The 13,964-nt window shown below is 65.8% G+C and carries 12 protein-coding genes; 7 read left to right on the forward strand and 5 right to left on the reverse strand.

The window, feature by feature from the left end; genetic code table 11:
• Positions 1 to 53: 53 nt before the first annotated feature.
• From QMG80_RS17550 to tpiA, 3 genes are all read right to left on the reverse strand, one after another.
• On the reverse strand, positions 54 to 1,340 hold the full coding sequence (locus QMG80_RS17550) for a glutamate-5-semialdehyde dehydrogenase (protein WP_245300041.1): 1,287 nt from the start codon (positions 1,338 to 1,340) through the stop codon (positions 54 to 56).
• A gap of 76 nt (positions 1,341 to 1,416) precedes the next feature.
• Positions 1,417 to 3,090 carry a mucoidy inhibitor MuiA family protein gene (locus QMG80_RS17555; protein ID WP_158658577.1) on the reverse strand — a complete coding sequence of 558 codons (1,674 nt, stop codon included), beginning with the start codon at positions 3,088 to 3,090 and terminating at the stop codon, positions 1,417 to 1,419.
• Positions 3,091 to 3,182: 92 nt separating this feature from the next.
• A complete protein-coding gene (tpiA, locus tag QMG80_RS17560) occupies positions 3,183 to 3,941 on the reverse strand; it encodes a triose-phosphate isomerase (RefSeq protein ID WP_085770362.1) in 759 nt (252 codons plus the stop codon).
• Positions 3,942 to 4,245: 304 nt separating this feature from the next.
• Between tpiA and QMG80_RS17565 the strand changes: the two genes are divergently transcribed.
• The gene (locus tag QMG80_RS17565; RefSeq protein ID WP_085773470.1) at positions 4,246 to 4,671 is read left to right on the forward strand and encodes a universal stress protein; all 426 of its coding nucleotides are present in this window, start codon (positions 4,246 to 4,248) and stop codon (positions 4,669 to 4,671) included.
• A gap of 16 nt (positions 4,672 to 4,687) precedes the next feature.
• Here the strand turns inward: QMG80_RS17565 and QMG80_RS17570 are convergent, their stop codons facing one another.
• Together QMG80_RS17570 and QMG80_RS17575 are read right to left on the reverse strand one after the other, a co-directional pair.
• Complete coding sequence (locus QMG80_RS17570) at positions 4,688 to 5,635, reverse strand: pepsin/retropepsin-like aspartic protease family protein (protein ID WP_245300042.1); 948 nt, start codon at positions 5,633 to 5,635, stop codon at positions 4,688 to 4,690.
• Between the two features lie 42 nt (positions 5,636 to 5,677).
• On the reverse strand, positions 5,678 to 6,391 hold the full coding sequence (locus QMG80_RS17575; protein ID WP_158658578.1) for a histidine phosphatase family protein: 714 nt from the start codon (positions 6,389 to 6,391) through the stop codon (positions 5,678 to 5,680).
• Positions 6,392 to 6,728: 337 nt separating this feature from the next.
• Between QMG80_RS17575 and rimP the strand changes: the two genes are divergently transcribed.
• From rimP to truB, 6 genes are all read left to right on the forward strand, one after another.
• A complete protein-coding gene (gene rimP / locus QMG80_RS17580) occupies positions 6,729 to 7,484 on the forward strand; it encodes a ribosome maturation factor RimP (protein ID WP_085773471.1) in 756 nt (251 codons plus the stop codon).
• A gap of 46 nt (positions 7,485 to 7,530) precedes the next feature.
• Positions 7,531 to 9,132 (forward strand): transcription termination factor NusA, encoded by a 1,602-nt coding sequence (gene nusA, locus QMG80_RS17585; RefSeq protein WP_085770365.1) that lies wholly within the window; start codon positions 7,531 to 7,533, stop codon positions 9,130 to 9,132.
• Between the two features lie 6 nt (positions 9,133 to 9,138).
• A complete protein-coding gene (locus QMG80_RS17590) occupies positions 9,139 to 9,849 on the forward strand; it encodes an RNA-binding protein (RefSeq protein ID WP_085770366.1) in 711 nt (236 codons plus the stop codon).
• On the forward strand, positions 9,846 to 12,455 hold the full coding sequence (gene infB / locus QMG80_RS17595) for a translation initiation factor IF-2 (protein WP_085770367.1): 2,610 nt from the start codon (positions 9,846 to 9,848) through the stop codon (positions 12,453 to 12,455). Before QMG80_RS17590 ends, infB begins: the two co-directional genes overlap by 4 nt.
• A 163-nt stretch (positions 12,456 to 12,618) precedes the next feature.
• Positions 12,619 to 13,044 (forward strand): 30S ribosome-binding factor RbfA, encoded by a 426-nt coding sequence (gene rbfA / locus QMG80_RS17600; protein WP_085770368.1) that lies wholly within the window; start codon positions 12,619 to 12,621, stop codon positions 13,042 to 13,044.
• A 2-nt stretch (positions 13,045 to 13,046) separates the two neighbouring features.
• Positions 13,047 to 13,949 (forward strand): tRNA pseudouridine(55) synthase TruB, encoded by a 903-nt coding sequence (truB, locus tag QMG80_RS17605; RefSeq protein WP_085770369.1) that lies wholly within the window; start codon positions 13,047 to 13,049, stop codon positions 13,947 to 13,949.
• Positions 13,950 to 13,964: the final 15 nt, after the last annotated feature.

The following is a 13,964-nucleotide window of genomic DNA, read 5'->3' on the forward strand; positions in this document are numbered from 1 at the left end:
ATTCTTCGATCGGCCTCCAGCGACGGGTCCCATCGGCAGGTTGAGGAAATCATTCACGGCCGCGCCTGCCCGCTGCCGTGCACACGATATTTGAAAGACGTCAGCTGCTCGACGCCGACCGGACCGCGCGCGTGCATCTTGCCGGTGGCGATGCCGATCTCGCCGCCGAAGCCGAACTCGCCGCCGTCGGCGAATTGCGTCGAGGCGTTGTGCGTCACGATAGCCGAATCAACTTCCGCCAAGAAGCGTCTGGCGGCGGCTTCGTCCGAGGTGACGATACAGTCGGTGTGATGCGAGGCATGCCTTGCAATATGCGCCATCGCATCGTCGAGCCCATCGACCACGCGCGCCGCGATGATCGCGTCAAGATATTCCGTGTCCCAATCTTCGTCGCTTGCGGGAACAACGCGCGCATCCACTCCTTGCGTCGCCGCATCGCCCCTCACCTCGCATTGTGCGTTGAGCAGCATCGTGATGAGCGGCTGGAGATGCGTCGGCGCGCAGGCCTTGTCGACGAGCAGAGTCTCGGCCGCGCCGCAGACGCCGGTACGGCGCATCTTGGCGTTGAGCACGATGGTCTTGGCCATTTCGAGATCGGCCTTCGCATGAACGAAGACATGCACGATGCCCTCGAGATGCGCGAAGACCGGGACGCGCGCCTCATGCTGCACGCGCGCGACGAGACCTTTGCCCCCGCGCGGCACGATCACGTCGATCGCCCCGTCGAGCCCAGACAGCATGGCTCCCACCGCGGCGCGGTCGCGCGTCGGCACGAGCTGGATCGCTTCCGCCGGAAGGCCCGCGGCGTGAAGCCCGGCAACGAGGCAGCGATGGATGGCGGCCGAAGAGCGCAGCGAATCCGAGCCGCCGCGCAGGATCGTGGCGTTGCCCGCCTTTAGGCACAAGGCGCCAGCGTCCGCGGTCACATTCGGCCGACTCTCGTAGATCACGCCGATCACCCCGAGCGGGGTCGCGACGCGCTCGATCTTCAACCCGTTGGGGCGCTCGAAGGTCGCGAGCACGCGCCCCACCGGATCGGGCAGCTCCGCGATCTCCTCGAGGCCGCACGCCACCGCCTCGAGCCGCGCAGGAGTAAGCGCGAGTCGGTCCAAGGCCGCGGCGGTCGCGCCATCCTCTCGCGCCTCTTCAACGTCGTCGGCGTTGACGGCGATGATCTCCGCGCTTTGCGCGCGAATGGCCGCGGCGGCGGCGCGCAACGCCTCATCCTTCGCGGATGTCGGCGCATGCGCGACGGCGTGCGCCGCATGGCGCGCCGCGCGGCCGATCTTCGCCATCAGCGCGAGGGTTTCGGAATGGGTCGCTTCGAAGGACGCGGACATGGGCTCCATCGCGGTCTCACCACGCTATCCAGATCGCCTAACATGACCGCGCGCGCGACAAAAGCGTCGCGATCCCCTACCGCTCGAACATGAGCTCCCGGTCCGCGGGCCATTTCAGTTGATAGGCAATCCTCAGCTCCTTCGTCTCGCCGGGCTGCAGCGTGAAACTCCAGGCCGCCACCCCGCGCTTGTCGTCGACCTGCTTTTCTGTGGGCGGCGTCGTCTGCGGCAGCGTCTCGACGACAAGCGCCGCATTCTCCGAGAAGGGGACCTGATCGACGATCGTGACCGTCACGGGAAAATCGTGCAGATTCCCGACCGTCGTCTTGAACTCGCGCGTTTCCGTTCGGGTCTGGCCGAACCAGCCCGGCTCGTTCTCCTTGCGCTGAACGGGAACTCGCAGCACCTTGACCTTGTCGTCGACGCCGAAACCGAAATTCTTGGCGTCGCCTGGAGGAATCAACGCCAGAGTTTCCTGGCCGACGAACGCGCCGTCGCGCTCGACGCTGACGCTTCCGGGAAGCAGCGGCGCCTCGTCCGCATTGACGATCCGCGCCTCGAGATAGGCTTGCGGATCGAGCGCAGGAGCCGCGCGGACCGAGAGTCTCGGCTCCAGGCGGCGCGTCGATAAAAGGAACGTCTTGGCAGTCCCGTCTCCCGGCGCGCTCGCGGGCCCGGCGATCTTAAAGGTCGCTGCATAGCCGGAAGCCTCGAGAGCAGCCGATGGCGTTGTCGCGGTCTTCGGCTCCCGCTCGTCCTGCGTCCCCACCTCAGGCCCTCCCACGAGGGGCCTCTCGGGGGCTGCGGCTCCCATCCGCGCCATCGCCCGCGCGGGAGGCGGGGCCGGGATCGGCAACGGCTCGAGGAAGCGCACCCGCTGCGGCGTGACCTCGGGCGGCGCCGCGCCTCCCCTTGCGCGCAAGGTCGCGACGGCGAGCGCCGCATCGCGCCAGTCTTCGCCGGTGCTTTGGGAGACGACCGCGCGGGCCTCGAGCTCGAGGACGGGCTTTCTCGCCTTGTCGCCCGTATCGAGCCGCGCCCTGTAGGCCGGCCGCCAGCCTGCAGCGTCGGTGCGATAGGTCAGGCGGATTTTCGCCTCCCCCGGCGAAGCGGCTTCGACGCCGACCGCAATATCGCGGGCGAGGCCCCCTCGTGGGGCGCCAGGGGCGCCGGCGAGTCCAGCGATCTCGCGATCGAGCTCCGACGCCTTGTGATTCGCCTCCCGCAGCGCCTCCCCGGTCTTGGCGTAGGCGGAGCCGATCATGTCGAAAGCCGCTCCCCATTCGGCCGGCGCGAGCGGCTTCGATTCGGGGCCGAGCTTTTCCGGACTGGCCTTGGCGTAAGTCTTGATCATCTCGAGCTTTGCGCGCAGCGAGTCGATCGTGATCTCCAGCGCGGCGCGCTCGGCGCGCAGCTCCTTCAAACGAGCGACGACCGGCGAGTCCGGCGCCTTGGCGGCGGAGGGCTTGCTTCGCGCTTCGACCGCGCCGATCGAAAGCGCGGCCGTCGCCTCGGCGCTGGCGCGCAGGGAATCGGGAACGAGCGCGCTGGGGACCGAGGAGAAAATCACGGTCGACGCGCCAGACGGCAAGGACACCGTCGCTTCCCGGGTCACCGTGGCGGCGTCGGGATGGACGAGGACCGAGACGACGGTCGATTTCGCGACGATTTCCGTCTCTCCGGCCAAGGCGCTTGACCCCGAGATAACAGAAAGCGCGAGGGCGAACGCCGCCCATCCCGTCCGACGCATCAGAGCCTCCTCGAATTCCCGCATGCGCATGGGGCGCGGCGCTTGCGGCTTTTTCGGGGCGAGGAGTCCGGCCGGGAGCGCGCGAAACCGCCTCAGCGATAGGCGGCCGCGATGGCCAGAAAATCCTTCGCCTTGAGGCTCGCGCCGCCGACCAGGGCGCCGTCGACGTCGCTCACGCGCAAGAGCTCGCGCGCGTTCTCGGGCTTCACCGAGCCGCCGTAAAGAATGCGCGTCGCCGCGCCCTTGCCGGGGCCGAGCGCCTCAATTCTCTGCCGCGCGAAGCCATGCATGCGCGCCACGTCCTGCGGCGTCGGCGTCAACCCCGTGCCGATCGCCCAGACGGGCTCATAGGCGACGACGAGCCGCTCGGGCGGCGCTTCCGGCGGCAGCGAACCCGCAATCTGGGCTGCGACGACGCTCTCGGCCTGTCCTGCATCCCGTTCGCCGCGCGTCTCGCCGATGCAGACGATCGGCATGAGGCCTGCAGAAAGCGCCGCGCGCGCCTTGGCGAGGACGAGCCCATCGCTCTCGCCGTGATCGGCGCGGCGCTCGCTATGACCGACAATGACGAAGCGCGCGCCGGCGTCCGCGAGCATCAGGGCAGAAACGTCTCCCGTATGGGCGCCGCTGACTTGAGCATGGCAGTCCTGCCCCCCGAGCGCGACATCCGTCCCCTCGAGCCGCGCAGCGGCGGCGGCGAGCAGCGTCGCCGGCGGACAGATCAGCAAGTCGATCTTCTCACGTAAGCCGGCGTCGAACCCGGTCGCGATCGCGTCGATTTCCGAGAGCGCCGCATGCAGCCCGTTCATTTTCCAATTACCTGCGACGAGAGGGCGGCGAGCGAAGTTCATAGCGTCTCCAAAGTCGAGAAATGGCGAGGCATGATCCCAGATTTGCAGCCTGCCGCGCAAGCCATGGCCTCGACGCGATCACGCTGCGTTTCAGCGGAATAGCTCAAACGCAGATGACGGGATCGATTCCAAAGTTTTAGAGCCTGATTCGCGCGAAAAACCGGTTCCCACTTTTTCGCATCGCGCTCTAACGCCGAGGCTTCGTCACCCTAAAAGAGATCGCTCTGGCCGCCGTTGCCGCGACGCCGCACAAGCACAGATAGTCTCACTAATAGTCTCCTGGAGGACCAGGATGGAGGCGCAGATGTTACGCAAACTCCTGCTGCCGATCGATCTCGCCGAACCCGAATTCGCGACCCGCGCCATCGAGGCGGCGCAGACCCTTGCAAAACCTTTCGATAGCGAGCTGAGGCTCGTCAATGTGCAGTCGCTCGTCCCGCTGCGTTTCGTCGATTATGTGCCGGAGGATTTCGAGAAGGATATCCGCGACGCGCTGGAAGCCGAGCTGGCGGCGATCGCGGCAAAGATTGATCGTCCCAAGGACCGCGTTTCCAGCGTGGTGCTGTTTGGCCCCATTCACGACAGGATTTTGGAAGAGGCCGAAAGATGGGGCGCCGATCTGATCGTCATCTCGTCGCACCGGCCGGGCATGGAGCGATTCCTCATCGGCTCCAACGCCAGCGCAATCGTCAAGCGAGCCAAGTGCTCCGTGCTCGTGCTGCGCGGTTGAGCGAGCTTGAGCGGGGCTATTTTGGCCGCGCGCTCCAGGTCGGTGCGGTGGGCGAAGAAAAATCGAGTTCCCATTGCATCCGGCTGACGAAGTTGTAACCGAGGATCAGCGGCGTCCCGCGGCCAAGCGCGTTGCGCAGGGTCCCGAAGTCATAGACGAGCGTGTAAACGTCGCGCAGAACGAGGCCGTCGCCGAGATCGATCGCTTTGATCTTGTAAAGATCGGGCGAGAAATTGCCGCCTGAAGAACCGCTCGCTCCCACCTTTCTCCTCACGAGCGTGAAGAGCGGCATGTGCGTCGCGACGAAAGCGCGATCCACGGCGCAAAGCTCCGCGCCCGTGTCGAAGAAGCCGATCACGGCGGCCTTGCCGAGGCGCAAATCGATGCCCACGAGGCTCTGCTCGGGGGTCAGCTTGCGGAAGGGTTTGGGCTTGGCGTTCGCCTGCGCGGGCGGGAAGAAGGTCAGCACGCGCTTCTCGAAATCGAGCGAGAAGCGCGCGCCCTTGAAGAAATTGAGTCCGAGAAGATCGCCTTCACCCGCGGCGCAGCGCGTGACGAGCAGTTTTGCTCGGCCGACGTCCTCGCCCTGCCCCGCCGGCAGCAAGACATTTTGCGCTTCCGCATCATCGCAGGAGATCGCCCGTCCCGAGCTGCCGAGCGAGGCGCTGCGGCCGAGCACAGGCCAATCCTTGTTCCAAGGCGCAAGCATCATGCGCGTTGTGGACGCGCCGGTGTCGAGGCGCATGGGCCCCTGAATATTGCCGAAACGCGCGGTGACGAAAATGCGCCCGCCGCCCCAGTCGCTCTGGGTTAAGGTCAGCGGGATCGTCGAGGTTGTATTCTCCGCACGCGCGGAAGCGAGGGTGGCGATCGACAGAAAGGCGCAGAGCGCGGCGAGGCGAAAGGGCGACATAGCAACGTTGAAGCGCAAGGGCGGCGGTTCTGCAAGGGGGCGGCGCCGCATGTCCGATTCTTTATCGTATCGCGTCAGGGCCGGGCGGCGGCCCTACTGCTTACATCCCTCCAGCCTCGGCTCCGGCTCCTTCCAGTCATTGGCGGGAACGCTCTCATAAGGCGCGGGGAAAGTCTGCTTGAGGATCTTGACCTTGGTCGGCATCGCGCTCTTGGGGTCGGCGTAATCCACGATCCAGAAATAGTCGTAGTTGTCGCCGGACCACGTTTCCGGGATTTTTACGTCCGGATGATGCTTGGCGTATTGATCGAGGTTCAAGAGCCGGCGAAGGGTCACCGGCGGGTCTTGATACTCTGAGTCCAGATCCTTATTCGCGATGTGCTTATGCTCCCAGGTCATCACGACGATCTTGCCGCCGAAGCTCGGATTGGTGAGCACGTCCTTCGCAGCGTCCTCTGTCTCGCGGTTCTCTCCCTCTATTTTATTGGTGAATTTTGACTTGTCGGTTGCGGGTAGCAGGAGCTGCATGCCCCAGCTCTTTGCGGAAGGCTCGATGGTTTCCCGGGTGTGATCGGTGATCGCATAAAACGCCGCCGGACGTTCCGCGCCAAACAGCGATTGCGCAGCGCCTTTGCCGAGATAAACCTCTGCCAGCGCCTTGGCGCGAAGAAAGCCCGTCGGGCAAAGATCCGGTCCGTCCGTCTTCTCTCCATGCCGGAGGATGATAATTTGGCGAGGCTGCGCCGACGCCGCTGCAAGGCCCAGGAACAATCCAACCAATAGGGTCAAAACCGAGATCATACGCATAATGCTCTCCCGCTGAATTAAGCGCGAGGCTAACCTCGTCGAGCGGAACGGGCAAGGCTCGAGCTTCGCCTGGGCGGTGACGCGCCCGCGAATTTTCTTGCGCCTCGCCCCCGTCCCGGTGTAGGAATAATCCAACTTCCATCTCATAGCGGCCATCGCAAAATGGCCGATGTTGAGAGTGGGTCCCCCCGGACCCGCTCTTTTTTGTTTGGGCTGGAGCGCGACGCGAAAAAGCGGGAACCGGCTTATCGCGCAAACCGCGCTCCAAGAATCGATCACGTGAACTGCGTTTGAGCGCACCGCTCAAATCAGCGTGATCCAACAGGTCGACAGGGAATTGGACCAGGAGCGCAAGACCGAAACGGCGTCGCAGGACCTCTTGAACGAACCGCGTCTCGTGGTCGAGACGGGGGTCGCTGCGCGCGTCGCTGCGATCGTGGCGCCGGTCCTGGCGCAACTCGGCTACCGGCTCGTGCGCGCACGGCTCATGAACCAGAACGGGCAAACGCTGCAGATCATGGCGGAGCGACCGGAGGGGACGATGACCGTCGCCGATTGCGAAACGGCGAGCGAAGCGCTTTCTCCGGAACTCGACGTGGCTGACCCGATCGCCGGCGAATATCGGCTGGAAGTCTCTTCGCCCGGCATCGACCGCCCGCTCATGCGCCTGTCGGATTTTTCGCGCGCCGTCGGCCACGAAGCGAAGGTCGAGCTGACGCAGCCTTTAGAGAGCGGACGCAAGCGCTTTCGCGGAATTATCCAGGCCGTCGAGGGCGAAGGACGCGACGCGCGCCTCGTCCTTGATCGCAACGACGCGCAGGCCGACGAGGAGAAGACCGCGCGTCTTCCGCTGCGCGATCTCGACGAGGCTAAGCTGATGCTGACCGAGGCGCTCATCCGCGCTTCGCTGCGCGCCGCCAAGGCCAGCGAGGGCGAAAGCGAGACCGAGGAGGCGACTCCCCAGGACGCGCGTCCGCGCCGTGGGCCGGGGCGTTTCGCTCATCAAGCGAAGCAAAAAGCAAAACCGCTGGTTCCGGCCGGCGTGCAGACCGGATTCAAGAAGGGAAAGGGCGGCGAGCCGCCGCGGGGCTGAACGCCTCGGGCGCAAAACGCCGAACCCCGTTCAAGGAGCGAAAAGCATGGCCGTCAGCGCCAATCGACTGGAGATTCTGCAGATTGCCGATGCGGTGGCGCGCGAGAAGGCGATCGATCGGGGCATTGTGATCGCCTCGATGGAGGACGCGCTGCAAAAGGCGGCGCGCTCGCGCTACGGGCAGGAGACCGAAGTGCGGGCGGAGATCAATCCGCGCACCGGCGAGGTGCGCTTCTCGCGGCTCCTGCTCGTCGTCGACCAGATTGACAACGACGCGACGCAGATTGCGATCGAGGAGGCGAGAAAGCGCAATCCCGCGGCGCAGTCCGGGGACTGGATTTCCGAGACGCTGCCGCCCTTCGACTTCGGGCGTATCGCCGCGCAATCCGCCAAGCAGATCATCGTGCAGAAGGTGCGCGAGGCCGAACGCGACCGCCAATATGAGGAATTCAAGGACCGCATCGGCGACATCGTCAACGGCATCGTCAAGCGGGTCGAATATGGCAATGTGATCGTCGACCTGCAGCGCGGCGAAGGCGTGATCCGGCGCGACGAGATGATCCCACGCGAGATGTTCCGTCCCGGCGACCGCGTGCGCGCCTATGTCTATGACGTGCGGCGCGAGCAGCGCGGGCCTCAGATCTTTCTCTCGCGCACACATCCGCAGTTCATGGCGAAGCTGTTCCGCCAGGAGGTGCCGGAAATCTACGACGGCGTCATCGAGGTCAAGTCGGTGGCGCGCGATCCGGGCTCACGCGCCAAGATCGCCGTCGTGTCGCGAGAATCCTCGATCGATCCGGTCGGCGCCTGCGTCGGCATGCGCGGATCGCGCGTGCAGGCGGTGGTCGGCGAATTGCAAGGCGAGCGCATCGACATCATCCCCTGGTCGGCGGACGCGGCGACCTTTATCGTCAATGCGCTGCAGCCGGCGGAAGTCGTCAAGGTCGTGCTTGACGAGGACTCCAATCGGATCGAGGTGGTGGTGCCCGACGATCAGCTTTCGCTGGCGATCGGCCGCCGCGGACAGAACGTGCGGTTGGCCTCGCAGCTCACCGGCTGGGACATCGATATCATGACGGAAGCCGAGGAATCGGAGCGGCGGCAAAAAGAGTTCGTCGAGCGCACGCGGGTGTTCATGACCGCGATCGACGTCGACGAGGTGGTAGGACGGCTGCTTGCATCGGAAGGTTTTCGCTCCGTCGAGGATCTCGCTTATTGCGACATCACGGAGCTTGCGGGGATCGAAGGCTTCGACGAAGAGACCGCCAACGAGATTCAAATGCGCGCGAAAACCTATCTAGAGCGCATAGAGGCCGAAAATGAGGCTAAACGCAAGGAGCTCGGCGTGTCCGACGAACTGAAGGAAATCGAAGGCGTCACCGCGCAGATATTGGTCGCACTCGGCGAGAACGACGTAAAAACGCTCGAGGATTTTGCGGGCTGCGTGCCGGACGACCTCGTGGGCTGGAGCGAGAAGAAAGACGGCGAGACGATCAAGCACGAGGGTTTTCTGACCGGCTTCGACGTCTCGCGCGAACAGGCCGAGGCGATGATTCTCGCCGCTCGCATCAAGGCCGGGTGGATCGAGGCTCCGGCGGAGCCGGAGGAAGCCGCCGAAGAGACGACGACCGAGACCGAAGGAGAATGAGCGCCCGTGCGGGAGCGTGGAACCAGCGAGCGGAGCTGCATCGTGACCCGGGCCGTGCTGCCGCCCGACGCGATGATCCGCTTCGTGCGCGCTCCGGATGGCGGCGTCGTCCCGGACATCCGGTCCCGGCTGCCGGGCCGAGGCGTTTACGTGACCGCCACCTCCAATCTCGTGGGCGAGGCGGCAAGGCGTCAGCTATTCTCACGCGGCCTGAAGGCTAAGGCCGAGGCTTCGCCGACGCTCGCAGACGAGGTGGACCGGTTGCTCGAGGACGACTGCTTACAGATGCTCGCCATGGCGAACAAAGCCGGCCTCGCGATCGCCGGCTTCTTCAAGGTCGCCGCCGCCCTCGAGGGTGGGGGGGTCAGGGCGCTGATCGAAGCCAGCGACGGCGGCGCCGACGGCCGGCGGAAATTGGAGCAGAGCTCGAAGCGCGGGGCGGGCGGCGGACCGAAGCGCATCGAATTGTTCGCTTCGACTCAATTGGATTTGGCTTTGGGCCGCACAAATGTGATACATGCGGCGCTCGCCGGGGGCGGAACGACGGAAGCCTTCCTGGCGCGTTGCGAGCGGCTCGCCCTTTATCGGGGCGAAACCGCAGCGACTTTCGACGAGGACGAGGCCGAACGACCTCGCGCCAACGCCCAGGGCGTCGGCGGCGAGCTGCAATTTTTGCCAATGGGTCGTGAGGACGACTCGGGATCGGGAACCGAATGAGCGAAATAGAGAACAGCGGCGACAAGACTTTGACCGCCCCGACGTCCAAGACGCTGCATTTGAAGCCGCGGACCGTCGAGCAGGGTCTGGTGCGCCAGAGCTTCTCCCACGGCCGCTCCAAAGTGGTCGTGGTCGAGAAAGTGAAGCGCCGCGCCGGAGGGGGGACGGAAACCAAGGCCCAGCCCTCGCCGACGCCTGCGCCGCAGGCCCCCGCCGCTCCCTCGACCCCGTCGCCTACGGGCAGGTCCGAACGTTCGGCCGCGCCCTCGCGCAACGCCAGTCCGGTCGTGCTACGCGCCCTGACGGAAGAAGAGCTCCAGTCGCGCAGCCGCGCGCTGTCCGACGCGCGGACGCGCGAGGAGGAAGATCGCCGGCGCGCCGAGCAAGAACGCGTCGCCCGCGAGGCCCGTGAAGCGCGCGAGAGAGAAGAACGCGCCCAGGCGGATCTGCGTCAGCGCGAGGAAGCCGAACGGCTCGCGCGGGAGCACGAAGCCAAGCACAAGGCCGAGGAGGAGGCCCGCCGGCGGCTGCCGCCGGGCGAGGCTGCGCCACAGCCGCCGCGTCCCGCTGCCGCAGAGGCCTCGACGACGCCCACGCCGGCTCCAGAGCCGAAGCGCGCCACGCCGGCGGCCCCCGCCGCCGCCCTGCCCCCGCGCCGTATCATCACGCCGCCGGTGCAAGCGCCGCGGCCATCTGCGCCTCGGGGACCCGGCAAGGATCGGGGTCGCTTGACCGTGACGACCGCGACGGCCGCTCCCGACGAAGAGCGCATGCGGTCGCATGCCTCCTATGCGCGGCGCATTCAGCGCCTCAAGGGGCGAGCCGCCGAGCCCAAGGAAAAGATCGCCCGTGAGGTGATCCTGCCCGAGACGATCACCATTCAAGAGCTCGCCAACCGCATGTCGGAGCGCGGGGTCGACGTGATCCGCCTGCTGATGAAGCAGGGCGCGATGCACAAGATCACCGACGTGATCGACGCCGACACCGCGCAGCTCGTCGCCGAGGAGCTCGGCCATGCGGTGAAGCGCGTCGCGGAATCCGACGTCGAGGAGGGTCTCTTCGACACGCCGGACTTGGAGAGCGATCTCGTGTCGCGTCCGCCGGTCGTGACGATCATGGGCCATGTCGACCACGGCAAGACCTCGCTGCTCGACGCGATTCGCCACGCCAACGTCGTTTCTGGCGAGGCGGGCGGCATTACGCAGCACATCGGCGCCTATCAGGTGACCGCGCCCAACGGCTTGCCCGTGACCTTCATCGACACGCCCGGCCACGCCGCCTTCACGGCGATGCGCGCCCGCGGCGCGAAAGTGACCGACATCGTGGTGCTCGTCGTCGCCGCCGACGACGGCGTGATGCCGCAGACGATCGAGGCGATTCACCACGCGCGCGCCGCAAAGGTGCCGCTCATCGTCGCGATCAACAAGATCGACAAGCCCGACGCCAGGCCCGAGCGCGTGCGCACCGAGCTCCTGCAGCATGAGGTGCAGGTCGAGAGCATGGGCGGCGAAACGCTCGAGATCGAAGTCTCCGCCAAGCAGAAGCTCAATCTCGACAAGCTGCTCGACGCCATTTCGCTCCAGGCGGAAGTGCTGGATCTCAAGGCCAACCCCACTCGCTCGGCGGAAGGCACCGTCATCGAGGCCCGGCTCGACAAGGGCCGGGGCCCGGTCGCCACCGTGCTGGTGCAGCGCGGCACGCTCGACGTCGGCGATCTCGTCGTCGCGGGCGCCCAATGGGGCAAGGTGCGCGCGTTGCTCGACGATCAGGGCCAGACGCGCCAGGACGCGGGCCCCTCCTTCCCCGTCGAGGTTCTCGGCTTCTCGGGGACGCCGGAGGCGGGCGATCGCGTCGCGGTGGTCGAGAGCGAGGCGCGCGCGCGGGAGATCACCGAATACCGCGAGCGCCAGAAGCGCGATCAGGCGGCCGCGCGCGGCGGCTCCGGCCGCTCTTCGCTCTCCGACATGATGAGTCAGCTGAAGACCGCTGGCCGCAAGGAGTTTCCGCTCGTCATCAAGGGCGACGTGCAAGGCTCGGTCGAGGCGATCGTCGCGGCCTTGGAGAAGCTCGGCACCGATGAGGTCGGCGCCCGCGTGGTGCATGCCGGCGTCGGCGGCATCACTGAGTCGGACATCACGCTCGCGCTGGCTTCCGGCGCCGCCGTGATCGGCTTCAACGTCCGCGCGCATAAGGAAGCGCGAGAGGAGTCGGAGCGCGTCGGCATTGAAATTCGCTACTACAACATCATCTACAATCTCGTGGACGATGTGAAGGCGGCAATGTCCGGCCTGCTCTCGCCCACGCTGCGCGAGACTATGCTCGGCAACGCGCTCATCCTCGAGGTGTTCGACATCTCGAAGGTCGGCAAAGTCGCCGGCTGTCGGATCACCGACGGCAGGGTCGAGCGGGGCGCCAATGTGCGCCTCATCCGCGACAACGTCGTCGTGCACGAGGGCAAGCTCTCGACGCTCAAGCGCTTCAAGGACGAGGTCAAGGAGGTCGACGCCGGCCAAGAGTGCGGCATGGCCTTCGAGAACTATCAGGACATGCGCCAGGGCGACGTGATCGAATGCTACCGGGTTGAAGAGATTAAGCGGACACTCTAGAGCGCCATGCGAAACCAGAGCGCGATGCGAAAATGCGAGAGCCCGCCTTTCGCAGACAGCGCGCTCTGACTTACTGGAATCGATCACGGTTTCCGCGTTCAGGCGATTCCGCCTGAACGCAGCGTGATCCAGCTGCGGACGCCAGCGGGCGTAATCGAAACCCATGTCCAGAACCCATCACCAGCCCGGCGGCGAGCCGTCGCAGCGCATGCTGCGCGTGGCCGAACTGGTCCGTCACGGGGCGGCCCAGCTGCTTGCGCGAGGCGAGATCAACGATCCGGTGCTCGAAAAGCATGTCGTCACAGTATCCCGCGTCAAGATGAGCCCCGACCTCAAGCTCGCCACGGTCTACGTCATGCCGCTGGGCGGCGCGGACGAGCCGGAGGTGCTGGCGGCGCTCGATCGCCACAGGAAGTTCCTGCGCGGCGAGCTCGCGCATAAGGTCAATCTGAAGTTCGCGCCCGAAGTGCGATTTCGCATCGACGACACTTTCGACAACGCCTCGCGCATCGACGCGCTGCTGAATTCCGAACGCGTGCAACGCGATCTCTCGGCTCGCGCCGAAGACGCGCCGAAGACCGATCTCTGAGCATGAATCAAAAGAAATCCAACCGCGCCGTCGTCGACGGCTGGGTCGTGCTGGACAAGCCTGTCGGGATGACCTCGACGCAGGCGGTCTCACGCCTGAAGAGGGTCTATAACGCGAAGAAGGCCGGACATGCGGGCACGCTCGATCCGCTTGCCTCGGGCATTCTCCCGGTCGCCTTCGGGGAGGCCACGAAGACCGTCCCCTTCGTGCAGGACGGAGAGAAGTCCTATCTTTTCACCGTGCGCTGGGGCGCCGAGACCAACACCGACGATTCCGATGGCGAGATCGTGGAGACCAGCGAGGCGCGTCCCGAGAGACAGGCCATCGAAGCGCTGCTCGGGCAGTTCACCGGGGACATTCAGCAAGTTCCGCCTCAGTTCTCTGCGATCAAGATCGCCGGAGAGCGCGCCTATGATCTCGCCCGTGAGGGAGAGATCGTCGAGCTGCAGCCGCGCCGCGTGACGATACATCGACTCGTGATCATCGAGCATCTCGGGGACGAGACGAAGCTCCAGATGGATTGCGGCAAGGGCGCCTATGTGCGCGCCATCGCCCGCGATCTGGGGCGGTTGCTCGGCTGCTTCGGTCATGTCACCGAATTGAGACGGACGCGCGTCGGTCCTTTCGTCGAGGATGACGCATTCGGTTTCGAAGAGATCGAGGCGGAGGACGGCGCCGGCGAGGCCATGCTGTCCGTCGAGGCGGGATTGGCGGAGCTTCCTTGCGTCGTCGTCGATCGCGACGCGGCCGCCCGGTTGAGACGCGGCGGATCCCTCATCCTGCGCGGCCGCGATGCGCCGATCGGCGGCGTCGTCTACGCCGCCTGCGCTGGCACGCCGATCGCTTTTGGCGAGGTCGTCGAAGGCGCGCTCGAACCTTCGCGCGTCTTCAATTTACCGTTCTAGAGCGGATCCCGTTTC

This window comes from Methylocystis bryophila (assembly GCF_027925445.1).
In the GTDB taxonomy this organism is placed as follows: Bacteria; Pseudomonadota; Alphaproteobacteria; order Rhizobiales; family Beijerinckiaceae; genus Methylocystis; species Methylocystis bryophila.

Bases quoted from the DNA above. Each gene is read 5' to 3' on its own strand.
- QMG80_RS17550 (WP_245300041.1), bottom strand. From the start codon at position 1,340: ATGTCCGCGTCCTTCGAAGCGACCCATTCCGAAACCCTCGCGCTGATG.
- QMG80_RS17555 (WP_158658577.1), bottom strand. From the start codon at position 3,090: ATGCGTCGGACGGGATGGGCGGCGTTCGCCCTCGCGCTTTCTGTTATC.
- tpiA (WP_085770362.1), bottom strand. From the start codon at position 3,941: ATGAACTTCGCTCGCCGCCCTCTCGTCGCAGGTAATTGGAAAATGAAC.
- QMG80_RS17565 (WP_085773470.1), top strand. From the start codon at position 4,246: ATGTTACGCAAACTCCTGCTGCCGATCGATCTCGCCGAACCCGAATTC.
- QMG80_RS17570 (WP_245300042.1), bottom strand. From the start codon at position 5,635: ATGCGGCGCCGCCCCCTTGCAGAACCGCCGCCCTTGCGCTTCAACGTT.
- QMG80_RS17575 (WP_158658578.1), bottom strand. From the start codon at position 6,391: ATGCGTATGATCTCGGTTTTGACCCTATTGGTTGGATTGTTCCTGGGC.
- nusA (WP_085770365.1), top strand. From the start codon at position 7,531: ATGGCCGTCAGCGCCAATCGACTGGAGATTCTGCAGATTGCCGATGCG.
- infB (WP_085770367.1), top strand. From the start codon at position 9,846: ATGAGCGAAATAGAGAACAGCGGCGACAAGACTTTGACCGCCCCGACG.
- rbfA (WP_085770368.1), top strand. From the start codon at position 12,619: ATGTCCAGAACCCATCACCAGCCCGGCGGCGAGCCGTCGCAGCGCATG.
- truB (WP_085770369.1), top strand. From the start codon at position 13,047: ATGAATCAAAAGAAATCCAACCGCGCCGTCGTCGACGGCTGGGTCGTG.